Raw genomic sequence first — 24,942 nt, 5'->3', positions numbered from 1 at the left:
TGCCGGGGCGGCCGGGCAAGCCAGCTCCAACTGCGCATCGAAGAGCCGTCGGTAACGTGATGCAAGTCTTCAGCACCATCACGGGTACTTGCCAGGGCTGCAAACGTGGGTATCGTGCAGATGCTGGCTTTTTAATGGCACAGCAATCTTCGCCAACACTCAGGATCGAGTAACCATGTTCAAGCATTTGATGATGAGCGCCGCGGCATTGGGTTTCGCGGTAATGACCGGCTGCGCGTCGGTTCCCATGGAAGCGCCGGAAAAGGACCAGGCATTCAAGGCCTTCCCTGCACCGCCGCAGGATCAGGCCGGGTTGTACATCTTTCGTGACTCGTTGCTAGGCGCAGCGTTGAAGAAGACCGTCAAGATCGATGGCGAAGTCATTGGCGAGACAGCCGCCAACACCTACTTCTACCGCACCGTCACGCCCGGCTCGCACCTGTTGGCGACCGAATCGGAATTCAGCGACAACACCCTCGAGCTCGACGCCCAGGCCGGCAAGAACCACTACGTGCGCCAGTCGATCAAGATGGGCCTGTTCGTCGGCGGCGCCAAGCTCACCGAAGTATCCGATGAGGAAGGCCGCAAGGCTGTGATGAATACCAAGCTCGCCCAATAACGAGCAACGGCGCCGGCTTGCCTGCAACTGCACGCGGCCAGGTCCCGGCGCCTTCCCCTCCCTTCCAGCGACCGATGCCACGCGGGCTGCTGTCTCCCTCGGCGCCAAGCCCTGCTTTGCCATGGTCCGCAGCCGGTATATGAACTCGCGCAGTGCCCCCTTCGTTCGTTAAGGCGGTCGCACGGGCGCCACGGCCCGCGGCTCAGGATTCCGGCGTGCCCGGCACGCTTGGCCGGGTCGGCAGCAGCCTGCGGGCGGTGTCGACGAATGGCAGGATGGTCAGGCTGTAGAGCGACAGGTAGCGGTGCGAGTCCTGTTCGGCGGTGCCGAAGCGGATCGACTCCGGCGTCGGCGTGGTGACGTAGAGCGTGCCGAACAGCCAGTCCCAGATCGACAGGTTGGTGCCGAAGTTCTTGTGGAAGTGGCGCGGCGCATCGCTGTGGTGGATCTGGTGCTGGGCCGGGCTGTTGAAGATGTGCTCAAGGTGCGGCCCGAACGACAGCCAGACATGGCTGTGGCGCAGGTTCGAGGCCAGCGCATTGAAGATGAACACCAGATAGGTCACGCCGAACAAGGTGTAGCGACTAACCTCGCCGCCACAGGCATACCAGAACGCGCCGGCATAGGCGCCGAGCACGGCCAGCTCGATCAGCCGGCCGGCGATCTTCTCCAGCACATGCACGCGAGCGGCGGTGGCCGGAACCATTACCGGCGCCGAGTGATGCACCTTGTGAAATTCCCAGAGCCAACCGCAGTGAAAGGCGCGGTGCACCCAGTAGCCGGTGAAATCGCTGAGGACGAACACGCCCAGGCCATAGAGCAGCGAAAGGCCGAGGTTATCGCCCAGCTGCGGCCGTGCGCCCCAGAGCTGGGTGAAGAATGCCGCATAGTCCGCCGAACGCAGGATGTAGGGATCGACCAGGGCGATGACAGGCAGCACCAGCGCCACCTTCAACACCCCGCGCAGGAAATAGTAGAGGTAGTCCAGCCGCGCCGAGGGGTGCCAGTGCACCTGGCGCCCACCGATGAACTGCCAGAACGAGCGCGCCTCGCTCAGGCCGTGCCGCCTGCGGTAGCGGAACAGGCCATAGGCCACGAGGTAGGAAATGCCCAGGAACAGCATGCCAAGGCGGCCGTTGAGGTCGAAGAGACCGGTGAACTGGTAGCTGACGGGTTCGACCAGGTAATGCTGGATGGCCTCGAAAACGCCCATGGACTGCCGCCTCGGAGAAGGTGGCGGATTATAGGGCCAGGATTAATCCCTCGTATATGCTAATGGCTATCAACCGCGGCCAAGGTTGGCTCGCACCGTTGTCGGCCCGGTTCGGCTATCCCCAGCGGCGAGAACGAGCGACGACTCACAAACGACAACCCCGCCGTAAAGGCGGGGTTGCCGGGTAACCTTCAGGCGCTGATCGCCGGTCGGTCAGTTGGGGAACAGCTCGCTGAGCTTCAGGGCCAGCATCATGTCGCCCTCGGCGCGCAGCTTGCCGGCCATGAAGGCCTGCATGCCATCGGTTTCGCCGCTGGTGATGCCCTTCATGGTCTCGCTGTCCATGATCAGGGTGACGTTGGCGTCGGCAGACTCGCCCTGCTGGAAATCGCAGGTGCCGTCCTTGACCACCAGGTAGTAGTTCTCGGCATCGGTGATGTTGAACTGGAATACCAGGTCCAGGCCGGCGGCAGCGCTCGGATTGAACTTGGACTGCATGCGCTGGACGGTATCGGCGACGTTGCTCATGGTGGATTCCTTGTTGAGATTGTTGAGGTTGAAACATGCAGCCTTGAGCCGCTTGGTCCGGCTCAGCGGTGCGTGATGAGCTCGGGGTTCTTCAACAGCTGCAGGTGCGCTTGGCTGTTGAAGGAAGCCAGTGACACTTCCCTGCCGCGGAACTTCAGCAGGTTCAGGGAGGTATTGACGATCTGCCAGTTCATTTCGAAGGCCTTGATCGGCGGAACACCAATGATCAGTTGCAGCAGCGCGGTAATGGTTCCACCGGAGGTGAACACCGCGATGCGGTCGCGCTTGCCGGCCTGGGCCAGGATGCGCTCCAGCCCGCCGCCGACGCGCTCGACGAAGCTCTGCCAGCTCTCCAGCCCATGTTTGTCATGCTCACCGGACACCCAGCGCTGGATCACGTAGCTGAACAGCCGCTGGAACTCCGCGCGGTGATCGGCGGCATTGCGCAGGATATGCAGCGCATTGGGCTCGTAGGCTTGCAGGTCCGGCAGATGGGCTCGGAGTACCGCATCGGCCTCGAACTCGTCGAACGCCGGGTCGATCTCCAGTTCCGGCTGGGCGTGGCCCTGCTCGGCGAGGCGCCCCAGGGTGGCCCGGGCGGTGTCCTGCTGGCGCTTGAGCTGGCCGCTCAGGCAGCGGTCGAAGCTGATGTCGAGCTGCGCCAGGTGGTCGCCGAGGGCTTGCGACTGGCGCTCGCCGAGGGGCGAGAGGACATCGTAGTTTTCCGCACCGAACGACGCCTGGCCGTGACGAATCAGGAAGATGCTGCCCATTTGCTGCTCCGGCTGGCGTGTCCGGGCGAGGTTAGGAGGATCGCCAGAAGGTGTCAACGACAATTCATACGTTTGTTTGAATCACGGCGATTGGCCCGCTCCTAGGCCGTCGGTATGCTTGCCCGGATGATCGAACGGCAGCTGCCGCGGTCGAACCTGTTCGCCTCTCGAAGGAGCCATCGTGGAATTTCTGCTCGACTATGCCGGTTTTCTCGCCAAGACCGCGACGGTGGTGCTCGCCATCGTCGCCGTGCTGATCGTGCTGGCCGGCTTGCGCCGCGGGCGCGGCAAGCCCGGCGCCGGGCACCTGCAGGTCGACAAGCTCAACGACTTCTACAAGGGCCTGCGCGAGCGCCTCGAGCACGCGGTGCTCGACAAGGACGCGCTCAAGGCGCAGCGCAAGCGTGAAGCCAAGGCCGAGAAGCAGGCAAAGAAGGATGCGATGCGCACGCGGGTCTTCGTGCTCGATTTCGATGGCGACATCCGCGCCTCGGCGGTCGAGAACCTGCGCCACGAGGTGACCGCCCTGCTGACCATGGCGACTCCCGGCGACGAAGTGGTGCTGCGCCTGGAGAGCGGCGGCGGCATGGTCCATGGCTACGGCCTGGCGGCCTCGCAGCTGGTGCGCATCCGCGATGCCGGGGTGCCGCTGACCGTCTGCGTCGACAAGGTCGCCGCCAGCGGCGGCTACATGATGGCCTGTATCGGCAACCGCATCCTCAGCGCGCCCTTCGCCCTGCTCGGCTCGATCGGCGTGGTCGCGCAGCTGCCCAACGTGCACCGCCTGCTGAAGAAGCACGACGTCGACTTCGAGGTGCTCACCGCCGGCGAGTACAAGCGCACCCTCACCGTATTCGGCGAGAACACCGAGAAGGGCCGGGAGAAGTTCCAGGAAGACCTGGAAACCACCCACGAGCTGTTCAAGAACTTCGTCGCCCGCTACCGCCAGCAGGTGTCCATCGACGAGGTCGCCACCGGCGAGGTCTGGCTGGGCATCGCCGCGCTCGGCATGCACCTGGCCGACGAACTCAAGACCAGCGACCAGTACCTGGCCGAGCGTGCCCGGGAAGCCGACCTCTACCACCTGCGCTATGCGCAGAAGAAGAGCCTGCCCGAGCGCTTCGGCCTCGCCGCGGCGAGCACCCTCGAGCAGGGCCTCGACCGGGGCCTGGCCCGACTCAACGAACACCGATTCTGGCAATAGGAGAAACCGATGGGCAGCTTCAAGGCATTGCAGACCAGCGAGACGTCGCCGGGCACATTCGAGTCGCGCGTGGTCGAGCGGCAGCTCGACGAACTGCCGGCCGGCGAGGTGCTGATCCGCGTCCGCTATTCCTCGCTGAACTACAAGGACGCGCTGTCGGCCAGCGGCAACCGCGGCGTGACACGCAACTACCCGCACACCCCGGGCATCGATGCGGCGGGTGTGGTCGCCGAGTCCAGCGTGGCGGAGTTCGCCGAAGGCGACGAGGTGATCGTCACCGGCTACGACCTGGGGATGAACACCGCCGGCGGCTTCGGCCAGTACATCCGCGTACCGGCGGCCTGGGTGATCAAGCGGCCCCATGGGCTGTCGCTGCGCGAGGCGATGATCCTCGGCACCGCCGGCCTGACTGCCGCCCTCTGCCTGGACAAGCTCGAGCAGGCCGGCCTCGAGCCCGGCGCCGGGCCGTTGCTGGTCAGCGGTGCGACCGGCGGCGTGGGCAGCCTGGCGGTGGCCTTGCTCTCCAGCCTCGGCTACCAGGTGGCGGCGGCGACCGGCAAGGCCGGGCAGGCCGACTTCCTGCGCAGCCTGGGCGCGCGGGAGATCGTCGACCGCGCGGCCCTGCAGGCCGGCACGGAAAAGGCCCTGCTCAAGGAGCAGTGGGCCGGGGCGATCGATACGGTTGGTGGCGAGATCCTGTTCAACATCGTCAAGTCGCTGCGCCGCGGCGCCAGCGTCGCCTGCTGCGGGCTGACTGCCGGCGCGCAGTTCCAGGCCAGCGTGCTGCCGTTCATCCTGCGCGGGGTGAACCTGCTGGGCGTCGACTCGGTGGAGATCCCGCTGGTGGTCAAGGCCTCGATGTGGGACAAGCTGTCCCTGCAGTGGCGTCTGCCCAACCTCGAGCAACTGGCCGAGGAAATCACCCTTGACGCATTACCCCAGGCCATCGAGCGAATCCTCGCCGGCGGCCAGAGCGGCCGGATTCTGGTCCGCCTGGACTGAATCAATCGCAGCGATAGCGAATCTGGATTTCACCGTTCGGATCGGTTGGCCCAAGCTGGCCGCACATTGTGATCCGAACGGGGAAAACCAGATGAAGAAAATCGCGCAGTTGCTCCGCCAGCTCGCCAGCCAGCCGCACAAGGCCCAGGGCGAGTCCCATGAGCCGCATCCGAACTTCTGGATGTACCAGTAGCCTCAGCCGGCGGCCTCGTCGAGCAGGCGGCGGGCCCGTTCCAGCAGTTCGCCCGGCTCGAACGGCTTGACCAGCATGTCCATGCCCGACTGCAGCAACGCGCTGCGGCTGACCGCCTTCTCGGCATAGCCGGTCATGAACAGCACCGGCAGCGCCGGGTAGCTGCACCGGGCCTGCTCGGCCAACTCCAGCCCGCCGATCCGCGGCAGGCCGACGTCGGTCAGCAGCAACCCGACGCTGTCGTCCCGAGCCAGCACCGCCAGGGCTTCGTCGGCATCGGCCAGGGCAGTGCAGCGATAGCCCGCCTCGCTGAGCAGTTCGGTCACCAGCAAACGCACCGCGGGCATGTCCTCGACGATCATCACGTGTTCGTTGCCGCCCTGTCGTGCGGGCGCCGGCTGCACGTCCGGCTGGTCGACGGCCTCGCTGGCCGCCGGCAGCAACAGGGTCACCTCGGTACCCTGCCCCAGCACGCTGCGAATACGCACCTCGCCGCCGGACTGGCGGGCGAAACCGTAGATGGTCGAGAGGCCCAGCCCGGTCCCCTGGCCCAGCGGCTTGGTGGTGAAGAATGGATCGAAGACCTTGTGCAACAGCTTGGGATCGATGCCCACGCCGTCGTCGCGCACGCTCAGCGCAACGTAGTTGCCGTCCTGCAGTTCGGTGCTGCCCTGCGAATGCGCCGCATAGGAGGTGACGTGGATCTGCCCGCCTGCGGGCAGTGCGTCACGCGCGTTGATCACCAGATTGAGCAGCGCGTTGTCCAGCTGCACCGCATCGACCAGCGCCACGGCCGGGTGGGACGTCAGGTCCAGCGTGAGCAGGATGCGCTCGCCGATGGTGCGCCGCATGAAGTCTTCCAGGGAGCATACGCGCTCGTTGACATCCACCGCGCGGCTGTCGAGCGGCTGCTGGCGGGCGAAGGCCAGCAGCCGATGGGTCAGCGCGGCGGCGTTGTTGGCCGAGTTCAGGGCCAGATCGGCGTAGCGCGCCACGTCGTCGCTGCGCCCGTCGGCCAGGCGCTGCTTGAGCAGGCCGATACCGGTGATGATGCCGGTCAGCAAGTTGTTGAAGTCATGGGCGATGCCGCCGGTCAGCTGGCCGAGGGCGTCCATCTTCTGCACCTGCAGCAGCTGCGCCTCGGTGCGGGCGCGTTCGGCGACTTCCTGTGCCAGCTGCATCTGCGCGGCATCCAGCTCCTTGAGCTGCAGGCGCTCGCGCTGGCGCTGTTCGGTGACGTCCTCCACCAGCAGCAGCGCCTGGTCCGGCAGGCGGTAGGGGGAAATCTGCCATTCGGTATCGCGCAGCTGGCCATCGACCACCAGTCGCAGCGAGCTGCGCCAGCGCTCGCGGGCAGCCAGGCGCATGCGCATTTCCTCGATCACCGCCTCCTGCCCCGGCGCGAAGCAGACCGGCAGCGAGGCTTGGCAACCGGCGCCGACCAGGCGCTGGAAGGCCTGGTTGCTCTCGTGCACCGCCAGGCCGGCGTCGATCACCGCGATCGGCGCGGCGATGTTGGCGAAGATCTCGCGAAAGCGCTTCTCGCTGTCGCGCAGGGCCTGCTCGGTGTCGCGCACCCGCAGCAGGGTGCGCAGCGTGGCGAGCAGCACGTCGGGATCGATCGGGTGGATCAGGTAGCTGTCGGCACCGGCGTCCAGGCCGCTGATGATGTCGCGGGTCTCCACCGAGGCGGCCGAGACATGCACGATGGGCAGCACCGCCGTCTGCGGGTCGGCGCGCAGCTGGCGGGCCACGTCGAAGCCGCTCATGTCCGGCAGGTTGACGTCCAGGATCACCACGCCCACCGGCGACTGCGCGATATGCGCCAACCCCTCGCCGCCGGTGCCGGCCTCCAGCACGCGGTAGCCGTGGCGCTCGAGCACACGGCGCATGGCATAGCGGGTGGCCGCGTTGTCGTCGACGATCAGCAGCCAGTCTTCACGCGTCATGGGCGGCTCCTGCATCGATGGCGTGCGGGATCACCACGTAGAACACCGAGCCCTTGCCCGGCACGCTGTCGACGCCGACATAGCCGCCGAGCAGCTCGGCGAAGCGCTTGCACAGCGCAAGGCCCAGCCCGGTGCCGCGCAGGCGCTTCTGCAGCGGGCTGTCGACCTGGCTGAAGTCCTCGAACAGGTTGGCCTGCAGGTCGGCCGGGATGCCGATCCCGGTATCGGCCACGGCGAAGCGCACCTCGCGCGCGTTGAGCATCTGCGCCGACACCCGGACCTCGCCGGCCGGGGTGAACTTGAGCGCATTGGAAATGAAGTTGCGCAGGATCTGCGCCAGCTTCTTGTCATCGGTGTAGAGCCGCGGGATGCCCTCGGGCTCCTCGAAGATCAGGTCCACCGCATCGCCCTCGACGATGGGCCGGAACATCCCGCGCAGGGCGGAGAACAGGTCGAGCATGTCGAACCAGGCCGGCGAGATGCTGATGCGCCCGGCCTCGATCTTCGCCAGGTCGAGCAGGTCACCGACCATGTCGCTCAGCTCGCCGGCGGCCGAGCGGATGAAGGCGATCTGCCGGTGCTGCTCCTCGTTCAGCGGGCCGTCCAGCTCGTCGCTGAGCAGGCGCGCGATGCTCAGGATCGAACCGAGCGGGGTGCGGAACTCGTGGCTCATGTAGGAGAGGAAGCGGCTCTTCAGGTCCGATGCCTGGCGTAGCGCCTCGGCCTGGCTATCCAGCTCGGCGTAGAGCGCGAGGACACCCTGGTTGGTCTCCTCCAGCTCGACGCGCAGGGATTCGTTCTCCAGCTGCAGGCGTTCGATGAGCTGGGCATCGGGATCACTGGAATCAGTCACGGATGCCCTCCAGGGCTATGGCCAGTACGGTCACGTCGTCCCGCCCGCGGCGGAAATCGCGGTGCAGCACGGCGGCGATCAACGCCGGATGGCGGTGCCGCAGCCCGGGATAGTCGTCCAGGTTCCAGCGCGACTGCAGGCCGTCGCTGAACAGGATCAGCAACTGCCCCGCCACATCCTCGTAAGCGAAGCTCTGCACCTTCCTGAACTGGTTGCCGACAATGCCCGGCAGCGAAGCCAGGCCGCGGGGCTTGCCCGGGCCCAGCAGGGTGGCGCCGATGTTGCCGATGCCGGCGAAGGTCAGGCACCCGGTCGCGGCATCGTACTGCGCGACGGCCACGGCCCCGCCGCGGGTCGCGGTCATCGCCCGGTTCAGCTCGCCGAACAGCGGTGCCGGCGAATCGAACGGTGCGCCGGCGTACGCCGCCGCCCCCGCCTGGGCGGCGCGCTCGGCTTCGCTGCCATGGCCCAGGCCGTCGATCACCAGCACGCCGAGACGGCCGCGCTGCAGCACCAGGTGCCAGGCGTCGCCGCAGGCCGTCTCACCGTCGATCGGCTGCTGGACGATGCCCAGCGGCAGGTCGCGGGCTGCGCCGCGTGGGTAGACCCGCGCCAGGATCGCCGCGCCACGCGCATCGGCGTAGGCATCGAACACGTCGGCCAGGCGCTGCAGGGCGCCAAGCCCGGTGCCCTGGGTGCCGCGGGTCGAATAGCCATCCACCAGGCAGCGGCCGAGCTCGAAGCCCGGGCCGCGGTCCACCGCCAGCACCTCGACACCCTGGCAGTCGAGCCCGGGCACCGCGCGCAGGTACAGCAAGCCGCTGCCGGCATGCTTGAGCAGGTTGGTCCCCAGCTCCATGACGACCAGCGCCAGGCGCCCGGCCGCCGTCTCATCGAGCCCGGCCCCCTCGGCCCGGCGCTGGGCCACGCGCCGGGCATGGCCCAGCTGGCTGGCTTCGTCGATCGGGAGCACCTCGCTCGGGGTGCCGCGCAGATTCAGTTCCATCGCACGATGGTGACGCGCGTGCCGACGCCCGGCGTGCTGGCGATATCGAACTCGTCGACCAGCCGACGCGCACCGGTCAGGCCCAGGCCCAGGCCGCCACCGGAGGTCCAGCCATCGGTCAGCGCCAGCTTGAGGTCGGCGATGCCCGGGCCCTCGTCGCGGAACACCAGGCGGATGCCCTTGCGTGGCCCGTCCTCGAGGACCTCCCAGTCCATCTCGCCGCCGCCGCCGTAGACCACGGTGTTGCGCGCCAGCTCGCTGACCGCGGTGACCAGCTTGGTCTGGTCGACCAGGCGCAGGCCGCACTCCTGGGCCAGCTTGCGCACCGCCTGGCGCGCCAGCACCACGTCCTGCTCGAGGCGCACCGGGTGGCTGCCGCTGCGGACGCTGTTCATGCGCGGCCCATGCGCGTGCGCAGCAGGTTCATGCCGCGCTCGACATCCAGGGCCGTGCTCACGCCGGGCAGGGTCAGCCCCAGCTCGACGAGGGTGATGGCGACCGCCGGCTGCATGCCGACCACCACGGTCTCGGCATCCATGATGCGGGCCACGCCGGAGATGGTGCTGATCATCCGGCCGATGAAGGAATCGACCATGTCCAGCGCCGAGATGTCGATCAGCACGCCGCGCGCCGAGGTGGCGCTGATGCGGTCGGCCAGGTCGTCCTGCAGGGTCAGCGCCAGCTGGTCGTGCATGTCGACCTGGATGGTCACCAGGAGAAATTCACCCATCCGCAGGATGGGGATGCGCTCCATCACGAAGCCCTGCCCACGGACAGCCCGGTGCGGGCAAGTGCCAGGGCCAGGGCGTCGGCCAGGTTGGCCTTGGTGACGATGCCCTGCAGGTCCAGGCCGAGGTGGACGATGGTCTGGGCGATCTGCGGACGCACGCCGCTGATGATGCAATCGGCGCCCATCAGGCGGATGGCGGTGACCGTCTTGAGCAGGTGCTGCGCGACCAGGGTGTCGACGGTCGGCACGCCGATGATGTCGATGATGGCGATCTGCGAACCGGTGTCGACGATGCGCTGCAGCAGCGACTCCATCACCACCTGGGTGCGCTGGGAGTCCAGCGTGCCGATCATGGGTAGCGCGAGGATGCCGTCCCACAGCTTGACCACCGGGGTCGACAACTCGAGCAGTTCTTCCTGCTGCCGCTTGATCACCGCCTCGCGGGATTTCTGGAAGGTGCTGATGGTGTGCATGGCCAGCACGTCGATGAATTCGGAAACCACCCACAACTGCTCGACGAAGAACAGCGCTTCGTCGCCGAACTCGCGTTGCAACAGCACCATCACCGGCCGCTTGAGGGAAAAGATGAAGGCGGCGGTCTCCTGCGAATCCACCCCCATCACCGCCCAGTTGTAGGACAGCTTCTCGAGGAAGTGGCGCATCTCGCTCCACTCGCCGGTCGCCAGGCTGCCGGGCGAGCCGGCCTCCACACCCCGCACGAACAGGCGCAGGAACTCGGTCATCTGCTGTTGCAGCTCGCCGGCCTTCAGCGCCGCCTGGGACGTGTTGGCTTCCATGTCGGCGGCCCAATTGCGGAGCAATTCGCCGTGGTTGATGCGCAGCGCATCCACGGTGCGGTGGTTCAGGTTGGTCATGAGATTCCCTTTTTCCCTGGGCTTCGTGTGCCGTTGGAATGAACGGTGATAGGAAAGCGGCCCGTCGAAGACGTTCCTTAAGGATGGCGGCTCCGTTGACCGGTGCGTTCGTCCAGCCAGTGCCGCGTGAGGAGCAGAAGATGCAGAGGGTAAACATCATGCGGCGCTTTGGCCAGTCGCCACGGGCCTTGCCGCCGAGCGGGTGCGACAATCTCGCCGCACCCGGCGATTGCCATCGTTTTCGCGGCTTCCTACACTCGCCGGCATGAAGACCTCGCTGCGCCTGTTCCTCGTCCTGCTGTTCGCGCTCGCGCTTCCCGTCAACGGGATGGCGCAGTTGCTGATGCCGGCCGGCATGCCGACGCAGCATGGGCAGCACGACATGCATGCGATGCATGCCATGGCCGACGCGGCTGACGGCGACTGCCAGGAGCATGAGCAGGGCCCGACGAGCGTCTGCAAGACCGGCCAGGAGTGCAAGACCGCCAGCCTGCTGCAGGTGGTCGCGGTGAAGCCGCCCCTGCTGTTCCCGGCCACGCCCCGGGCCGCGGCGTACCCCGCCCTGCTCCCCTCCCATTTCAAGGATGCCGTCTGGCATCCACCCCGCGGCTGATTCCACTTCGTTGTCGAGTACCGCCTGCGCCTGATGCGCCGGGCGGATGACCGGCGCGCCTCCGGGCATGCCTGACGATCAGGAATCACCTACATGAGAATCCCCACCCCTCGGGCGCCGCTTCCCGCCGCGGCCCTGTTGGCGGCTGCGCTGGTACCTTCGGCGCCGGCCTTCGCCGTGACCTTCGACCAGGCCCTGGGCTTGGCCGAGCAACAGGCCCCCGCGCTGCAGGCTCAGGCCGCCAATGTCGCGGCGGCTCGCAGCGCCGCCGTTCCGGCCGGTGAACTGCCGGATCCCAAGCTCAAGCTCGGCATCCAGAGCCTGCCCATCGAGGGCGAGAACCGCTGGCAGATCGACCAGGACGGCATGACCATGCAGATGGTCGGCCTCATGCAGGACGTGCCCAACCGCGCCAAGCGCCGGGCCCGCGTCGAGGCGGCCGAGGCCGGCATCGAGCTGGCCGACGTGCAGCAGGCGCTGACCCGCCTGCAGGTCCGCCGGAACACCGCCGAGGCCTGGATCGCCAGCTATGCGGTGGAGCGCAAGCTGCAGCTGTTCGACCAGCTCTACGCGGAAAACCGCTTGTTCGAGCGTGCCGTCGCTGCGCGCCTGGCAGGCGGGCGCGGACAGGCCGCCGACGGCGTGCTGGCGCGCCAGGAACAGGCGCTGCTGGCCGAACAGGAAGACGAACTGCGCCGCGACCAGCACATCGCCCGCGCCGCGCTGGCCCGCTGGATCGGCAACGCCGCCGACGACGCGCTGGAGGGCGACTGGCCACAATGGTCCGCGGCCCCCGAGCACTATCGGCACGGCCTCGCGCAACATCCGGCCCTGCTCGCCTACGAGCCGCTGAGCCGCGAGGCCGAGGCGCGGGTGAACGAGGCCATCGCCGAGAAGACCCCGGACTGGAGTTGGGGCGTCGATTACCTGCGCCGCGGCCGCGAATATGGCGACATGGTCAACCTCACCCTGAGCTTCGACCTGCCGCTGTTCACCGGCTCGCGCCAGGGGCCGAAGATCGCCGCCGAGCGCGCCCGCCTGGTCGCGGTGGAAGCCGAACGCGAGGCGCTGGAGCGCGAGCATCGCCAGGAACTGGCCGCCGAGCTGGCCGAGTACGAGCGCCTCGATCGGGCCTTGGCCCGCCTGGACGGCAGCCTGCTGCCGCTCGCCGAGGAGAAGGTCGCGCTGGCCATGGCCGACTACCGCGCCGGCCGCGGCGAGCTGCTGGCCGTGGTCGAGGCCCGCCGCCAGCTCGTCGAAACCCGCCTGCGTCGCATCGACCTCGCCCGTGACCGCGCCCTGAACAACGCCCGCCTGCACTTCGCCTTTGGGGAGACCCGCCCATGACCTTCCGACTCACGCCGCTGGCGGCCACGCTCGCCCTCGCGTTCGGCCTCTGCGCCAGCCCTTTCCTCGCCGCGACCGCTCAGGCGGGCGAGCAGAGCGAGCGCCAGGTGCTCTACTGGTACGACCCGATGAAGCCGCAGCAGCACTTCGACAAACCGGGCAAGTCGCCCTTCATGGACATGGACCTGGTGCCGCGCTACGCCGATGAAGGCGGCCAGGCCGCGTCGATGCGCATCGATGCCGGAGTCGTACAGAACCTCGGCATGCGCCTGGCCACGGTGCGCCGCGAGGCGATCGGCCAGGCGCTGCAGGCGACCGGCGTGCTGGCCTTCGACGAGCGCGACGTCGCCATCGTGCAGACGCGCAGCGCCGGCTTCGTCGAGCGCGTCTACCGGCATGCCCCCGAGGATGTGCTAACCAAAGGCGCGCCGCTGGCCGACCTGCTGGTGCCCGAATGGGCCGCCGTGCAGGAGGAATACCTGGCGCTGCGCGGCATCGGCCAGCCCGATCTGCTCGCCGCCGCCCGCCAGCGCCTGCGCCTGGCCGGCATGCCGCCGGCGCTAATCGCCGAGCTGGAGCGCAGCGGCAAGGCGCGCCCGGTGTGGACGGTGACCAGCCCCGTCGGCGGCGTGCTGCGCGAACTCGAAGTGCGCGAAGGCATGAGCCTGCCGGCCGGCGCCTCGTTGGCGCGGATCAACGGGCTGGACAAGGTCTGGCTGGAGGTGGCGATCCCCGAGGCGCAGGCCGCGCAGCTCGCCCCTGAGCAGCCGGTCAGCGCACGCCTGCCCGCATTCGCCGGCGAGCGCATCGAAGGACGCATCCAGGCCGTGCTGCCGCAGGCCAACCTGGACAGCCGCACGGTGCGCGTGCGGGTCGAGCTGCCCAACCCGCAGCAGCGCCTGCGCCCGGGCATGAGCGCCGAGGTGACGCTCGAGCGCGAGGCACAACCGGCACTGCTGGTGCCCAGCGAAGCGGTGATCCGCACCGGCCGGCGCAGCCTGGTGATGCTCGCCGAGGGCGAAGGCCGCTACCGTCCGGTGGCGATCCGCACCGGCCGCGAATTCGACGACAGCACCGAGGTGCTCGAAGGCCTGCAGGCCGGCCAGCAGGTGGTTGCCTCCGGGCAGTTCCTGCTCGATTCGGAAGCCAGCCTGCGCGGCCTGAGCGCCGAGGCCGCCCCCGCGGTGGCGCCTGCCCCCATGCTGCACGAGGCCGAAGGCCGCGTGGTCGGCATCGAGGACGAGATGCTCGGGCTGGCCCATGGGCCGTTCCGTTCGCTGAACATGCCGGGCATGACCATGGCCTTCCCGGTTGCCGACCCGGCGCTGCTCGCTGGCCTGAAGCCAGGTGATCGCGTGCGCGTCGGCGCACGGGAAAGCGACGAAGGCCTGGTCATCGAACGCATCGAGAAGCTCGGAGGCCAGCCATGATCGCCGCGCTGATCCGCTGGTCGGTGGCCAACCGCTTCCTGGTGTTGCTGGCCACGCTGTTCGCCGTCGCCTGGGGCGTCTGGTCGGTCAAGCAGACCGCCATCGACGCCCTGCCGGACCTCTCCGACGTGCAGGTCATCATCCGCACCTCCTATCCGGGGCAGGCACCGCAGATCGTCGAGAACCAGGTCACCTACCCGCTGACCACCACCATGCTCTCGGTGCCCGGGGCGAAGACGGTGCGCGGCTATTCGTTCTTCGGCGACAGCTACGTCTACGTGCTGTTCGAAGACGGCACCGACCTCTACTGGGCGCGCTCGCGGGTGCTCGAATACCTCAGCCAGGTGCAGAGCCGCCTGCCGGCCGCGGCCAGGCCGGCGCTGGGGCCGGACGCCACCGGCGTCGGCTGGATCTATCAGTACGCGCTGGTCGACCGCAGCGGCCGCCACGACCTCTCGCAGTTGCGCTCGCTGCAGGACTGGTTCCTGCGCTACGAGCTCAAGACCCTGCCCAACGTCGCCGAGGTGGCGGCCATCGGCGGCATGGTCAGGCAGTACCAGGTGGTGCTCGACCCGGTGCGCATGACCAGCCGCGGCATCACCCAGCAGCAAGTCGCCCAAGCCATCGACGAGGCCAACCGCGAGACCGGCGGCAGCGTGCTGGAGCTGGCCGAAACCGAGTTCATGGTGCGTGCCAGCGGCTACCTGGCGAGCCTCGCCGACTTTCGTGCGATTCCGCTGCGCCTCGACGGCAACGGCGTGCCGGTGACCCTCGGCGACGTCGCCCATGTCCAGCTCGGCCCGGAGATGCGCCGCGGCATCGCCGAACTCGATGGCGAGGGCGAGGTGGCCGGCGGCGTGGTGATCCTGCGCAGCGGCAAGAACGCACGCCAGACCATCGCCGCGGTCGAGGCGAGGCTGGACGAGCTCAAGGCCAGCCTGCCCGAGGGCGTGGAGATCGTCACCACCTACGACCGCAGCCGGCTGATCGACCGCGCGGTGGAGAACCTCAGCCACAAGCTGCTCGAGGAGTTCATCGTCGTCGCGCTGGTCTGCGCGCTGTTCCTCTGGCACCTGCGCTCGTCGCTGGTGGCGATCGTCTCGCTGCCGGTGGGCATCCTCATCGCCTTCATCGTCATGCAGCGCCAGGGCATCAACGCCAACATCATGTCCCTGGGCGGCATCGCCATCGCCATCGGCGCGATGGTCGACGCCGCCATCGTCATGATCGAGAACGCGCACAAGCACGTCGAGACCTGGCATCGCCGGCATCCGGGCGCCACGCTCAAGGGCCAGGCGCACTGGCAGGTGATGACCGAGGCGGCCGCCGAGGTCGGCCCGGCGCTGTTCTTCAGCCTGCTGATCATCACCCTGTCGTTCGTCCCGGTGTTCACCCTCGAGGCGCAGGAAGGCCGGCTGTTCGGCCCGCTGGCGTTCACCAAGACCTATGCCATGGCCGCGGCAGCCGGGCTGTCGGTCACCCTGGTGCCGGTGCTGATGGGCTACTGGATCCGCGGGCGCATCCCCGACGAGCAGCGCAACCCGCTGAACCGCGGGCTGATCCGCCTCTACAGGCCGGCGCTGGACGTGGTGCTGCGCTGGCCGAAGACGACCCTGCTGCTGGCGCTGCTGGTGTTCGCCTCCGGCTTCTGGCCGGCCAGCCGGCTGGGCGGGGAGTTCCTCCCGCCGCTGGACGAGGGCGACCTGCTCTACATGCCCACCGCCCTGCCCGGGCTCTCGGCGCAGAAGGCCTCGGCGCTGCTGCAGCAGACCGACCGGCTGATCCGCAGCGTGCCGGAGGTGGCGCGGGTGTTCGGCAAGGCCGGGCGCGCCGAGAGCGCCACCGACCCGGCACCGCTGGAGATGTTCGAGACCACCATCCAGTTCAAGCCCAGAAGCGAGTGGCGCGCCGGCATGACCCCGGAAAAGCTGGTCGAGGAACTCGACCGCACCGTGCAGGTGCCCGGGCTGGCCAACCTGTGGATCCCGCCGATCCGCAACCGCATCGACATGCTCGCCACCGGCATCAAGAGCCCCATCGGGGTGAAGGTCTACGGCACCGAGCTGGCGCAGATCGACCGCGCCACCCAGGCCGTGGAGCGAATCGCCCGCGAGGTGCCCGGCGTGACCTCGGCGCTGGCCGAGCGGCTCACCGGCGGGCGCTACGTCGACGTCGACATCGACCGCGCCGCCGCCGCGCGCTACGGGCTGAACATCGCCGACGTGCAGGCCATCGTCGCCGGCGCCATTGGCGGGCAGAACGTCGGCGAGACCGTCGAGGGGCTGGCACGCTACCCGATCAACCTGCGCTACGGCCGCGAGTGGCGCGACTCGCTGAGCGACCTGCGCGAACTGCCGATCCTCACCCCGCGCGGCAGCCAGATCACCCTCGGCACGGTGGCGAGCGTGGAGATCAGCGACGGCCCGCCGATGCTCAAGAGCGAGAATGCGCGGCTCTCCGGCTGGGTCTACGTCGATGTGCGCGGCCGCGACATCGCCGCCGTGGTGCGCGACCTGCGCCAGGCGGTCACCGAGGGCGTGCGCCTGGAACCGGGCATGAGCATCAGCTATTCGGGGCAGTTCGAGTTCATGGAGCGCGCCAACGCCCGGCTGAAGGTCGTGGTGCCGGCCACCTTGCTGATCATCTTCGTGCTGCTCTACCTGACCTTCGGCCGTCTCGACGAGGCGCTGCTGATCATGGCCACCCTGCCTTTCGCCCTCACCGGCGGCGTCTGGTTCCTGCACCTGCTGGGCTACCACCTGTCAGTGGCCACCGGGGTTGGCTTCATCGCCCTGGCCGGGGTCTCGGCCGAGTTCGGCGTGATCATGCTGCTGTACCTGAAGAACGCCTGGCACGACCGCCTTGCCGCCGGCCGCCACGGCCAGCCCGCGCTGCTCGACGCCATCCGCGAGGGTGCGGTGCAGCGTGTGCGGCCCAAGGCGATGACCGTCGCGGTGATCATCGCCGGCCTGTTGCCGATCCTCCTGGGCAGCGGCACCGGCAGCGAGATCATGAGCCGTATCGCCGCGCCGATGGTCGGCGGCATGATCACCGCACCGCTACTCTCGCTCTTCGTCCTGCCGGCCGCCTACCTGCTGATGCGCCGCCGGCCATCCACCCCCGAAAGCCAACCGGAGAACCAACCATGAAAATCACCCATATCGCGCTTGCCGCCCTGTTCCTGCTGCCGACCGCCCACGCCGCCGAGACCGCCGACCAGGGCATGGCCATGCAGCCGGCCACCCAGTCGGCCAGCGCCACTGGCACGGTGAAGAAACTGATGCCGGAGAAAGGCCGGGTGATCATCGCCCACGGCCCGGTGGAGGCGCTGGGCTGGCCGGCGATGACCATGGGCTTCAAGGCGACGGCCGAGCAGATCGAGTCGCTCGAGGTGGGCAGCCCGGTCAGCTTCGACTTCACCAGCCGCGGCATGAACGCCAGCATCACCCGCATCAGCCGGCAGTAGCCCGCCGGGGACGCCAATCAGGCGCTGCGAGCAGCAGCCAGGCCCGGCGCAGCTCTCCATGAAAAACGCCCCGACCACCCGCAAGGCGGTACGGGGCGACAGGCCGGCTGGCGCAGCGGCCGGTCAGGGCTCGCCAAGGGACTCGACGCCCAGCTCGGCATAGACCTCCTCGGCCAGGTGGAAGCTCGCGTTGGCCGCCGGGATGCCGCAGTAGATGGCGCTCTGCAGCAGCACTTCCTTGATCTCGTCGCGGCTCACGCCGTTGTTGCGCGCCGCGCGCAGGTGCAGCTTCAACTCGCCCTCGCGGTTCATGCCGATCAGCATGGCGATGGTGATCAGGCTGCGGGTGTGCCGCGACAGCCCCGGGCGCGTCCAGATATCCCCCCAGGCATGGCGGGTGATCATCTCCTGGAACTCGGCGTTGAACTCGCTGATGTTCTGCAGGCTGCGGTCGACATGGGCATCGCCCAGCACCGCGCGGCGTACCTGCATGCCGGCTTCGTAGCGTTGCTTCTCGTCCATTGCGGGGCGTCTCCTGTCAGGGCGGACCAGCGCCTGGCGCCGGCCTGCCGGGTAAAGGATATGGGGTGATGTTCCGAGGCTTTGGTGGGCTCAAGCCCACCCTGCTCCCTGGCGGCCCCTGATGAATCGGGTGGGTGCCCGGCTGCGGCGCCCGCCCGCTCACGCGGGATTGGCTTAGCGTAGGGTGGACAACGCGCGAAGCGCTTGTCCGCCACGGGCCACGCTGGGCAAGGCTGCGCCGTCGCCCACCCTACGCCCGCTCAGCCGCGGAGAAAATCCAGCACAGCCCGGGTGAAGGCCTCGCCCGCCTCGACATTGGACAGGTGCGCGGCCTCGAAATCCACACGCTCGGCGCCGGCGATGCGCTGCTGCATGAACTGGCCGTGCTCGACGGTCGTGACCGGGTCCTGCGCGCCGCAGACCACCAGGGTCGGCGCCTTGATCGCGCCCAGTTGCTCGCGCAAATCGGCATCGCGCACCGCCGCGCAGTTGGCCGCGTAGCCGTCCGGAGAGGTGCTGGCGATCATCTCGGTGATGCGCGCCGCCACCGCCGGGTTGGCCTGGGCGAAGCCGGGGGTGAACCAGCGCGCGATGGACGCATCGCGCATGTCGCGCATGGCCTGCTCGCGGCCGGCCAGCACGCTGTCGATGCGGCTGTTCCAGACCTCGTCGGTGCCGATCTTGGCGCCGGTGTTGCACAGCACCAGGCGCTCGAGGCGGTCGCCGGCATGGATGCCCAGCCACTGGCCGATCAGCCCGCCCATGGACAGGCCGCAGAAGGCGAAGCGCTCGATACCGAAGGCGTCGAGCATGCCGAGCACGTCATGGCCCAGCTGCTCGATGCTGTAGGGCCCGGGGGTGACGCTGGAGGCGCCATGGCCGCGGGTGTCGTAGCGCAGCACGCGGAAATGCTCGGCGAAGGCCGGGATCTGCGCGTCCCACATGTGCAGGTCGGTGCCCAGGGAATTGGAAAGCACCAGCACCGGCGCGTTGTCGGGACCGTCGAAGCGGTAGTTCAGGGTGGCGTCGGCCAGTTGTACGGTCGGCATCGTCGTTCTCACTCGTTCAGGGCATGGTGTTCGGCCAGCGTACGCTCGACCCAGCGGCGTGCCTGGCCCAGGTAACAGGCCGGATCGAGCAGGCGATCCAGCTCGGCGTCGTTCAGTTCGGCGCACACCTCGGGCGTCTCGCCGAGTACGCCGCGCAGGTGGCGACCCTCGGCCACTGCTTCGCGGCAGCAGCGCTCGACCAGGTGATGGGCCTTTTCCCGCCCGACCCGCTGGGCCAGGGCAATGCTCACCGCCTCGGCCATCACCAGGCCGCGGGTGCGTTCCAGGTTGCCGCGCATGCGCTCGGCGTCGATCTCCAGCCCGGGGACGGCGATCAGCGCCTGTGCCAGTGCGCCGGAGACCAGGCAGCAGAGCTCCGGCAGGGTTTCCCATTCGGCATGCCAGAGGCCGAGGCTGCGCTCGTGCTCCTGCGGCATGGCCGCGAGCATGGTGGCGACCAGCCCCGGCGCGCGGGTGGCGGCGGCGATCAGCACCGCGCTGCCCACCGGGTTGCGCTTGTGCGGCATGGTCGAGGAGCCGCCCTTGCCCGGCGCCGCGGGTTCGAAGACTTCGCCGACGTCGGTCTGCATCAGCAGCGACAGGTCGCGGCCCAGCTTGCCGAGGCTGCCGGCGATCAGCCCGAGCACGCCGGCCAGCTCCGCCAGGCGGTCGCGCTGGGTATGCCAGGGTTGTTCGGGCAGGTTCAGCCCGAGTTCGGCGGCCAGCGCCTGGCTGACCGGCCAGGCCTGTTCGCCGAGCGCCGCCAGCGAGCCGGAGGCCCCGCCGAACTGCAGGCACAACAGGCGCGGCTCGAGTTCGGCCAGGCGCTGGCGATGGCGGGTGATTGCGCCCAGCCAGCTGGCGATCTTCATCCCCAGAGTCACCGGCGTAGCGTGCTGCAACCAGGTGCGGCCGCTCATCGGCAGCTCGGCATGGCGCTCGGCCTGCACCGCCAGGGCGCCGGCCAGGCGTGCCAGGTCGGCGCGCAGCAGCGCCAGTGCGGCGCGCAGTTGCAGGACCAGGCCGGTGTCCATGGCGTCCTGGCTGGTGGCGCCCAAGTGCAGGTATTTCTCGGCATCGGCATCGCTGGCCGCCACCTCGCGGCCCAGCGCCTTGACCAGCGGGATCGCCGAGTTTCCGGCGCTGGCGATGGCCGCGGCCAGTGCCGGCACGTCGTAGCGCTCGGCGCGGCAGGCCTCGACGATGGGCGCCACGGCCGCCGGCGAGATCACCCCGACCGCCGCCTCGGCGCGCGCCAGCGCGGCCTCGAAGTCGAGCAGGCCCTGCAAGCGGCCGCGGTCGCAGAACACCGCACGCATCGGCGCACTGGTGAAGTAGGCATCGAACAGTTGGTTGCTCAAGACGAAGTCATCCTGCAGGCGATGGGAAGACCAAGGTTGGCAGCGCCAGGCAGCGCGGTCCAGCCGCCTGACGCGTGGTGCGCGCGGCGCACCCTACGGTCGATCACGCGTAGCTGCCGTAGGGTGGGAAACTGCCGAAGGCATTTCCCACCCTTGGCGGGGGCGTGGTGGAAGATCGCTGCGCGAATCTTCCACGCTACGTCACGTCCCTGTTCCGCTTACACGCGCTCGACGGCCAGCGCCAGGCCCTGGCCTACGCCGACGCACATGGTCGCCAGGCCGAGCTTGCCGCCGGACTTCTCCAGCTGGTGCACCGCGGTCAGTACCAGGCGCGCACCGCTCATGCCCAGCGGGTGGCCGAGGGCGATGGCGCCACCGTTGGGGTTCACGCGGGCATCGTCGTCGGCCAGGCCGAGTTCGCGGGTCACCGCCAGGCCCTGGGCGGCGAACGCCTCGTTGAGCTCGATCACGTCAAACTCGTCCACCGCCTTGCCCAGGCGCTCGCAAAGCTTCTTCACCGCCGGCACCGGGCCGATGCCCATCACCCGCGGCGCGACGCCGGCGCTGGCCATGCCGAGCACCTTGGCGCGCGGCTTCAAGCCGTATTTCTGCACCGCCTCGGCGCTGGCGAGGATCATCGCCGCCGCGCCGTCGTTGACGCCCGAGGCGTTGCCGGCGGTGACGGTCTTGCCTTCGCCATTGACCGGCTTGAGCCTGGCCAGGGCCTCGGCCGTGGTGTCGGCGCGCGGATGCTCGTCGGTGTCGACCACGGTCTCGCCCTTGCGGCCCTTGATCACCACCGGGACGATCTCCTCGGCGAAGAAGCCGGCCTGCTGGGCCGCCGCGGTGCGCTGCTGGCTGCGCAGGGCGAAAGCGTCCTGGTCGGCGCGGTTGACGCGCCAGTCGTCGGCGACGTTGTCGGCGGTCTGCGGCATGGCATCGACACCGTACTGCGCCTTCATCAGCGGGTTGATGAAGCGCCAGCCAATGGTGGTGTCCTCGATCTTCTGGCTGCGGCCGAACGCCGTGTCGGCCTTGCCCATCACGTAGGGCGCGCGGGACATGGATTCCACGCCGCCGGCGATGGCCAGTTCCAGCTCGCCTGCCGCGATGGCGCGGAAGGCGGTGCCCACCGCGTCCATGCCCGAGGCGCACAGGCGGTTGAGCGTCACGCCCGGCACCGTCTCCGGCAGCCCGGCGAGCAGCGCGGCCATGCGCGCGACGTTGCGGTTGTCCTCGCCGGCCTGGTTGGCGCAGCCCATGAACACCTCGTCGATCGCCGCCGGGTCGAGCCCGGGGTTGCGCTCGAGCAGCGCCTTGAGCGGGATCGCCGCCAGGTCGTCGGCGCGCACCATCGCCAGCGCGCCGCCGAAGCGGCCGATGGGTGTACGCACGGCGTCGCAGATGAAGACGTCGCGGCTCATTCGTCACCCCCAGCCTGGCCGTGGGCGGCCGCAGTGCGCGCTTCCAGAGCACGCAGCGCGACCAGCTCCTCGACACGCGGCGCCTCGGTGGTGGCGACCTCATCGGCGAAGCGGATCGCCCAGCCGGTGTTCTCGATCACCTGCTCGCGGGTCACGCCCGGGTGCAGCGCGGTGACGACGAACTCGTGGGTACCGGCTTCGGGCTCCATGATGCACAGGTCGGTGATGATCGCCACCGGGCCCTTGCCCGGTAGGCCGAGCTGCTTGCGGTGCTCACCGCCCTCGCCGAAGCCGACCGAGGTGATGAAGGCCAGCTTGTCGACGAAGGTGCGATGCGACTGCTTGAGGATGATCAGCACCTCCTTGGCGCTGCCGGCGATCTCCGGCGCGCCACCCGCGCCCGGCAGGCGCACCTTGGGCTGGTGGTAGTCGCCGATCACCGTGGTATTGATGTTGCCGTACTTGTCCACCTGCGCCGCACCGAGGAAGCCGACGTCGATGCGCCCGCCCTGCAGCCAGTAGCGGAAGATCTCGCCGGTGGGCACCACGGTGTCGGCGGTCTCGGCCAGCTCGCCGTCGCCGATCGACAGCGGCAGCACGCTCGGCTTGGCGCCGATCGGGCCGGATTCGTAGATCAGCACGACTTCCGGCGCATGGGTCAGGCGCGCCAGGTTGGCGGCCTTGGACGGCAGGCCGATGCCGACGAAGCAGACGCTGCCATTGCCCAGGCGGCGGGCGGCGGCGACGGTCATCATTTCATTGGTGCTGTAGTCGTGAGCGCTCATCAGTTGGCCTCCCCTGCGAGCTTTTGCTTGAACTCGGCGAAATCGGCCGTGCCGCGGATGTAGGTATCGATCCAGCTGGTGAACGCCGCACGATCGCGGGCGATCGGGTCCCAGGCCTGGTAGAAGCGGTTGTCGCGCTCGTAGTAACCGTGGGCATAGGACGGGTGCGCCCCGCCCGGCACCAGGCAAACGGCGGTCAGCGCCCAGGTCGGCAGCACGCAGGCGTTCATCGGCGCGTTGAGGTCGTCGACGATTTCCTCGACGGTGACGATGCAGCGCTTGGCGGCCAGGGCGGCCTCCTTCTGCACGCCGAGGATGCCCTGGATCAGCACGTTGCCCTTGCGGTCGGCCTTCTGCGCGTGGATCACGGTGACGTCCGGGCGCACGCTCGGCACGGCGGCCAGCACTTCACCGGTGAACGGACAGGTAACCGACTTGATCACCGGGTTGACCTTCGGCAGGTCGGAACCGGCGTAGGCACGCAGCACGGCGAACGGCAGGCCCGAGGCACCGGCGACGTAGGCGTTGGCGAGGTCGGCGTGGCTGTGCTCCTCGATCTCCAGCGGCTGCGGCCACTGCTTCTCCACCGCATCGCGCAGGCGGTGCAGCGAGCCGACGCCGGGATTGCCGCCCCAGGAGAAGATCAGCTTCTTCACGCAGCCGGCGCCGATCAGCAGGTCGTAGACCAGGTCCGGCGTCATGCGCACCAGGGTCAGCTCCTGCTTGTTCTGGCGCACGATCTCGTGGGCCGCGGCAGTGGGGATCAGGTGGGTAAAACCTTCCAGCGCGACGGTGTCGCCATTCTGGATGAAGCGCTCGACGGCTTCGCGGAGCGTGAGGAGTTCAGCCATGGGTCGAATCTCGTGTGGTGATCGATACGCTGTAGCGTGGAGCAGACGTTAACCAGCACACGGTCGCGGAACAATCCGATAATCGACATTCGGTTCGGTAATCGAACAAAGAAGCCTCGCCCAACCGACCGCAGGCGGCACCCACCGCGGCCGGCCGGGATGGTCAGTCGATGGCGAGCCCGCCTACTTCACCGGCTTCTTCCGCCGCCTGCACGGCAGCTCGTCCAGCGCCTTCCGCCGCGGCCAGCCCGGCGCCGGGGCGTGACGGCTCAGTGGAACAGCCGGGTGCTCAGCTCGCGGCTGGCCTCCAGCAGCACCGGCAGGAAGCGCGTCTCCAGCTCCTGGCGCGACACCCGGCCGGCATGGGTGCCGACGTTCAGCGCGGCGAGCACCTGGCCGGCGGAGTCCTTGAGCGGCACCGCCAGCGAGCGCAGGCCGACTTCCAGCTCCTGGTCGACGATGACCCAGCCCTGGCGGCGGATTTCCGCGATGTTCTCGCGCAGCGCCTCGGGGGTGTGCAGGGTGCGGCTGGTCTTGATCTGCAGGTCGGCGCGGTCGAGGTATTCGTCCAGCGCGGCGTCATCCAGCGCGGCCAGCAGGATGCGGCCCATCGAGGTGCAGTAGGCCGGCAGCCGGCTGCCGACCGCGAGATCCACCGAGATGAGCCGCTGCGGCGTGGCCGAGCGCGCCACGTAGAGCACTTCGTCGCCTTCCAAGGTAGCCATGGAGCAGGCCTCGTGGAGTTGCTCGCTGAGGCGATCGAGGATCGGTTGCGCGGTCATCGCCAGCGGCGTCGAGGACAGGTAGGCATGGCCCAGGGTCAGCACCTTGGGCAGCAGCGAGTAGGTGCGCCCGTCGGTGGTCACGTAGCCGAGCTTCATCAGCGTGTGCAGGCAGCGGCGCACCGCCGCCCGCGGGATCTCGGTGCGGTGGCTGATCTGCGCGATGGTCAGGTGGCGCTTGCGCTCCTGGAAGGCATGGATCACCGCCAGGCCGCGGGCCAGGGAGGTCATGAAGTTGGGATCGCCGGTCAGCGCCTCGATGCGCTTGGCCGGCGAGGCGACGATGGGCGGCGCCATCGGCGTGGAGGGGGCGCGCAGTTCATCGGTCATGGCGGCGATTCCGAATGCGGGAGACAAGGGCGATTAT

Annotated in this window: 24 protein-coding genes; 8 read left to right on the top strand and 16 right to left on the bottom strand. The window is 68.7% G+C overall.

The annotated features are described in order from the left end of the window. Positions 1-175 precede the first annotated feature (175 nt). Positions 176-619, top strand: a complete 444-nt coding sequence (locus L3N39_RS15760) for a DUF2846 domain-containing protein (protein WP_237258410.1) — start codon at positions 176-178, stop codon at positions 617-619. Positions 620-821: 202 nt separating this feature from the next. Here the strand turns inward: L3N39_RS15760 and L3N39_RS15755 are convergent, their stop codons facing one another. The 3 genes from L3N39_RS15755 to L3N39_RS15745 form a co-directional block, all read right to left on the bottom strand. Then, positions 822-1,832, bottom strand: coding sequence for a sterol desaturase family protein (locus L3N39_RS15755; RefSeq protein ID WP_237258409.1), 1,011 nt, complete (start codon positions 1,830-1,832; stop codon positions 822-824). A 213-nt stretch (positions 1,833-2,045) separates the two neighbouring features. Continuing rightward, positions 2,046-2,360 (bottom strand): SCP2 sterol-binding domain-containing protein, encoded by a 315-nt coding sequence (locus L3N39_RS15750; RefSeq protein ID WP_237258408.1) that lies wholly within the window; start codon positions 2,358-2,360, stop codon positions 2,046-2,048. Positions 2,361-2,422: 62 nt separating this feature from the next. After that, the gene (locus L3N39_RS15745; RefSeq protein WP_237258407.1) at positions 2,423-3,133 is read right to left on the bottom strand and encodes a histidine phosphatase family protein; all 711 of its coding nucleotides are present in this window, start codon (positions 3,131-3,133) and stop codon (positions 2,423-2,425) included. A 181-nt stretch (positions 3,134-3,314) separates the two neighbouring features. On the opposite strand from L3N39_RS15745, the gene sohB reads away from it, so the two are divergent. Together sohB and L3N39_RS15735 are read left to right on the top strand one after the other, a co-directional pair. Further along, complete coding sequence (gene sohB, locus L3N39_RS15740) at positions 3,315-4,337, top strand: protease SohB (RefSeq protein WP_237258406.1); 1,023 nt, start codon at positions 3,315-3,317, stop codon at positions 4,335-4,337. A gap of 9 nt (positions 4,338-4,346) precedes the next feature. Beyond that, positions 4,347-5,339 (top strand): YhdH/YhfP family quinone oxidoreductase, encoded by a 993-nt coding sequence (locus tag L3N39_RS15735; RefSeq protein WP_237258405.1) that lies wholly within the window; start codon positions 4,347-4,349, stop codon positions 5,337-5,339. Positions 5,340-5,534: 195 nt separating this feature from the next. On the opposite strand, the gene L3N39_RS15730 is transcribed toward L3N39_RS15735, so the two are convergent. From L3N39_RS15730 to L3N39_RS15705, 6 genes are read right to left on the bottom strand one after another with little or no spacing between them, the layout of a single operon-like run. Continuing rightward, entirely contained in the window at positions 5,535-7,481 is a 1,947-nt protein-coding gene (locus L3N39_RS15730) for a response regulator (protein WP_237258404.1), read from the bottom strand. Next, entirely contained in the window at positions 7,471-8,334 is an 864-nt protein-coding gene (locus tag L3N39_RS15725) for a sensor histidine kinase (RefSeq protein WP_237258403.1), read from the bottom strand. The genes L3N39_RS15730 and L3N39_RS15725 overlap by 11 nt, the downstream gene beginning before the upstream one ends. Continuing rightward, positions 8,327-9,340 carry an ATP-binding protein gene (locus L3N39_RS15720; protein ID WP_237258402.1) on the bottom strand — a complete coding sequence of 338 codons (1,014 nt, stop codon included), beginning with the start codon at positions 9,338-9,340 and terminating at the stop codon, positions 8,327-8,329. The genes L3N39_RS15725 and L3N39_RS15720 overlap by 8 nt, the downstream gene beginning before the upstream one ends. Further along, positions 9,331-9,735: an anti-sigma regulatory factor gene (locus L3N39_RS15715; RefSeq protein ID WP_237258401.1), complete on the bottom strand. Its 405-nt coding sequence runs from the start codon at positions 9,733-9,735 to the stop codon at positions 9,331-9,333. Before L3N39_RS15715 ends, L3N39_RS15720 begins: the two co-directional genes overlap by 10 nt. Then, positions 9,732-10,094 carry an STAS domain-containing protein gene (locus L3N39_RS15710; protein WP_237258400.1) on the bottom strand — a complete coding sequence of 121 codons (363 nt, stop codon included), beginning with the start codon at positions 10,092-10,094 and terminating at the stop codon, positions 9,732-9,734. Before L3N39_RS15710 ends, L3N39_RS15715 begins: the two co-directional genes overlap by 4 nt. Continuing rightward, complete coding sequence (locus tag L3N39_RS15705; RefSeq protein WP_237258399.1) at positions 10,094-10,945, bottom strand: STAS domain-containing protein; 852 nt, start codon at positions 10,943-10,945, stop codon at positions 10,094-10,096. The genes L3N39_RS15710 and L3N39_RS15705 overlap by 1 nt, the downstream gene beginning before the upstream one ends. A 265-nt stretch (positions 10,946-11,210) precedes the next feature. Between L3N39_RS15705 and L3N39_RS15700 the strand changes: the two genes are divergently transcribed. The 5 genes from L3N39_RS15700 to L3N39_RS15680 all read left to right on the top strand — a co-directional run bounded on the left by L3N39_RS15700 (position 11,211) and on the right by L3N39_RS15680 (position 17,801). Beyond that, positions 11,211-11,558, top strand: a complete 348-nt coding sequence (locus tag L3N39_RS15700; RefSeq protein WP_237258398.1) for a hypothetical protein — start codon at positions 11,211-11,213, stop codon at positions 11,556-11,558. A 93-nt stretch (positions 11,559-11,651) separates the two neighbouring features. Then, positions 11,652-12,905 (top strand): TolC family protein, encoded by a 1,254-nt coding sequence (locus L3N39_RS15695; protein WP_237258397.1) that lies wholly within the window; start codon positions 11,652-11,654, stop codon positions 12,903-12,905. Then, on the top strand, positions 12,902-14,335 hold the full coding sequence (locus tag L3N39_RS15690) for an efflux RND transporter periplasmic adaptor subunit (RefSeq protein WP_237258396.1): 1,434 nt from the start codon (positions 12,902-12,904) through the stop codon (positions 14,333-14,335). The genes L3N39_RS15695 and L3N39_RS15690 overlap by 4 nt, the downstream gene beginning before the upstream one ends. Beyond that, positions 14,332-17,484 carry an efflux RND transporter permease subunit gene (locus L3N39_RS15685; RefSeq protein WP_237258395.1) on the top strand — a complete coding sequence of 1,051 codons (3,153 nt, stop codon included), beginning with the start codon at positions 14,332-14,334 and terminating at the stop codon, positions 17,482-17,484. The genes L3N39_RS15690 and L3N39_RS15685 overlap by 4 nt, the downstream gene beginning before the upstream one ends. Next, the gene (locus tag L3N39_RS15680) at positions 17,481-17,801 is read left to right on the top strand and encodes a copper-binding protein (RefSeq protein WP_237258394.1); all 321 of its coding nucleotides are present in this window, start codon (positions 17,481-17,483) and stop codon (positions 17,799-17,801) included. Before L3N39_RS15685 ends, L3N39_RS15680 begins: the two co-directional genes overlap by 4 nt. Positions 17,802-17,924: 123 nt before the next feature. On the opposite strand, the gene pcaC is transcribed toward L3N39_RS15680, so the two are convergent. The 7 genes from pcaC to L3N39_RS15645 all read right to left on the bottom strand — a co-directional run bounded on the left by pcaC (position 17,925) and on the right by L3N39_RS15645 (position 24,905). Then, positions 17,925-18,323, bottom strand: a complete 399-nt coding sequence (pcaC, locus tag L3N39_RS15675) for a 4-carboxymuconolactone decarboxylase (RefSeq protein WP_237258393.1) — start codon at positions 18,321-18,323, stop codon at positions 17,925-17,927. A gap of 260 nt (positions 18,324-18,583) precedes the next feature. Beyond that, positions 18,584-19,372, bottom strand: coding sequence for a 3-oxoadipate enol-lactonase (pcaD, locus tag L3N39_RS15670; protein WP_237258392.1), 789 nt, complete (start codon positions 19,370-19,372; stop codon positions 18,584-18,586). Positions 19,373-19,380: 8 nt separating this feature from the next. Then, positions 19,381-20,751 carry a 3-carboxy-cis,cis-muconate cycloisomerase gene (locus tag L3N39_RS15665; RefSeq protein ID WP_284691951.1) on the bottom strand — a complete coding sequence of 457 codons (1,371 nt, stop codon included), beginning with the start codon at positions 20,749-20,751 and terminating at the stop codon, positions 19,381-19,383. Positions 20,752-20,951: 200 nt separating this feature from the next. Next, a complete protein-coding gene (pcaF, locus tag L3N39_RS15660; protein ID WP_237258391.1) occupies positions 20,952-22,157 on the bottom strand; it encodes a 3-oxoadipyl-CoA thiolase in 1,206 nt (401 codons plus the stop codon). Then, entirely contained in the window at positions 22,154-22,942 is a 789-nt protein-coding gene (locus L3N39_RS15655) for a CoA-transferase subunit beta (RefSeq protein ID WP_237258390.1), read from the bottom strand. Before L3N39_RS15655 ends, pcaF begins: the two co-directional genes overlap by 4 nt. Further along, positions 22,942-23,793: a CoA transferase subunit A gene (locus tag L3N39_RS15650; RefSeq protein WP_237258389.1), complete on the bottom strand. Its 852-nt coding sequence runs from the start codon at positions 23,791-23,793 to the stop codon at positions 22,942-22,944. Before L3N39_RS15650 ends, L3N39_RS15655 begins: the two co-directional genes overlap by 1 nt. A gap of 269 nt (positions 23,794-24,062) precedes the next feature. Next, on the bottom strand, positions 24,063-24,905 hold the full coding sequence (locus L3N39_RS15645; RefSeq protein ID WP_237258388.1) for an IclR family transcriptional regulator domain-containing protein: 843 nt from the start codon (positions 24,903-24,905) through the stop codon (positions 24,063-24,065). Positions 24,906-24,942 lie beyond the last annotated feature (37 nt).

Origin of the sequence: Pseudomonas oligotrophica (assembly GCF_021726475.1) — a bacterium.
Classification (GTDB): domain Bacteria; phylum Pseudomonadota; class Gammaproteobacteria; order Pseudomonadales; family Pseudomonadaceae; genus Stutzerimonas; species Stutzerimonas oligotrophica.
This window is presented reverse-complemented; position numbering and strand designations above follow the sequence as displayed.

Bases quoted from the DNA above. Each gene is read 5' to 3' on its own strand.
- L3N39_RS15760 (WP_237258410.1), top strand. From the start codon at position 176: ATGTTCAAGCATTTGATGATGAGCGCCGCGGCATTGGGTTTCGCGGTA.
- L3N39_RS15755 (WP_237258409.1), bottom strand. From the start codon at position 1,832: ATGGGCGTTTTCGAGGCCATCCAGCATTACCTGGTCGAACCCGTCAGC.
- L3N39_RS15750 (WP_237258408.1), bottom strand. From the start codon at position 2,360: ATGAGCAACGTCGCCGATACCGTCCAGCGCATGCAGTCCAAGTTCAAT.
- L3N39_RS15745 (WP_237258407.1), bottom strand. From the start codon at position 3,133: ATGGGCAGCATCTTCCTGATTCGTCACGGCCAGGCGTCGTTCGGTGCG.
- L3N39_RS15735 (WP_237258405.1), top strand. From the start codon at position 4,347: ATGGGCAGCTTCAAGGCATTGCAGACCAGCGAGACGTCGCCGGGCACA.
- L3N39_RS15730 (WP_237258404.1), bottom strand. From the start codon at position 7,481: ATGACGCGTGAAGACTGGCTGCTGATCGTCGACGACAACGCGGCCACC.
- L3N39_RS15720 (WP_237258402.1), bottom strand. From the start codon at position 9,340: ATGGAACTGAATCTGCGCGGCACCCCGAGCGAGGTGCTCCCGATCGAC.
- L3N39_RS15715 (WP_237258401.1), bottom strand. From the start codon at position 9,735: ATGAACAGCGTCCGCAGCGGCAGCCACCCGGTGCGCCTCGAGCAGGAC.
- L3N39_RS15710 (WP_237258400.1), bottom strand. From the start codon at position 10,094: ATGGAGCGCATCCCCATCCTGCGGATGGGTGAATTTCTCCTGGTGACC.
- L3N39_RS15705 (WP_237258399.1), bottom strand. From the start codon at position 10,945: ATGACCAACCTGAACCACCGCACCGTGGATGCGCTGCGCATCAACCAC.
- L3N39_RS15700 (WP_237258398.1), top strand. From the start codon at position 11,211: ATGAAGACCTCGCTGCGCCTGTTCCTCGTCCTGCTGTTCGCGCTCGCG.
- L3N39_RS15695 (WP_237258397.1), top strand. From the start codon at position 11,652: ATGAGAATCCCCACCCCTCGGGCGCCGCTTCCCGCCGCGGCCCTGTTG.
- L3N39_RS15690 (WP_237258396.1), top strand. From the start codon at position 12,902: ATGACCTTCCGACTCACGCCGCTGGCGGCCACGCTCGCCCTCGCGTTC.
- L3N39_RS15685 (WP_237258395.1), top strand. From the start codon at position 14,332: ATGATCGCCGCGCTGATCCGCTGGTCGGTGGCCAACCGCTTCCTGGTG.
- L3N39_RS15680 (WP_237258394.1), top strand. From the start codon at position 17,481: ATGAAAATCACCCATATCGCGCTTGCCGCCCTGTTCCTGCTGCCGACC.
- pcaC (WP_237258393.1), bottom strand. From the start codon at position 18,323: ATGGACGAGAAGCAACGCTACGAAGCCGGCATGCAGGTACGCCGCGCG.
- pcaD (WP_237258392.1), bottom strand. From the start codon at position 19,372: ATGCCGACCGTACAACTGGCCGACGCCACCCTGAACTACCGCTTCGAC.
- pcaF (WP_237258391.1), bottom strand. From the start codon at position 22,157: ATGAGCCGCGACGTCTTCATCTGCGACGCCGTGCGTACACCCATCGGC.
- L3N39_RS15655 (WP_237258390.1), bottom strand. From the start codon at position 22,942: ATGAGCGCTCACGACTACAGCACCAATGAAATGATGACCGTCGCCGCC.
- L3N39_RS15650 (WP_237258389.1), bottom strand. From the start codon at position 23,793: ATGGCTGAACTCCTCACGCTCCGCGAAGCCGTCGAGCGCTTCATCCAG.
- L3N39_RS15645 (WP_237258388.1), bottom strand. From the start codon at position 24,905: ATGACCGATGAACTGCGCGCCCCCTCCACGCCGATGGCGCCGCCCATC.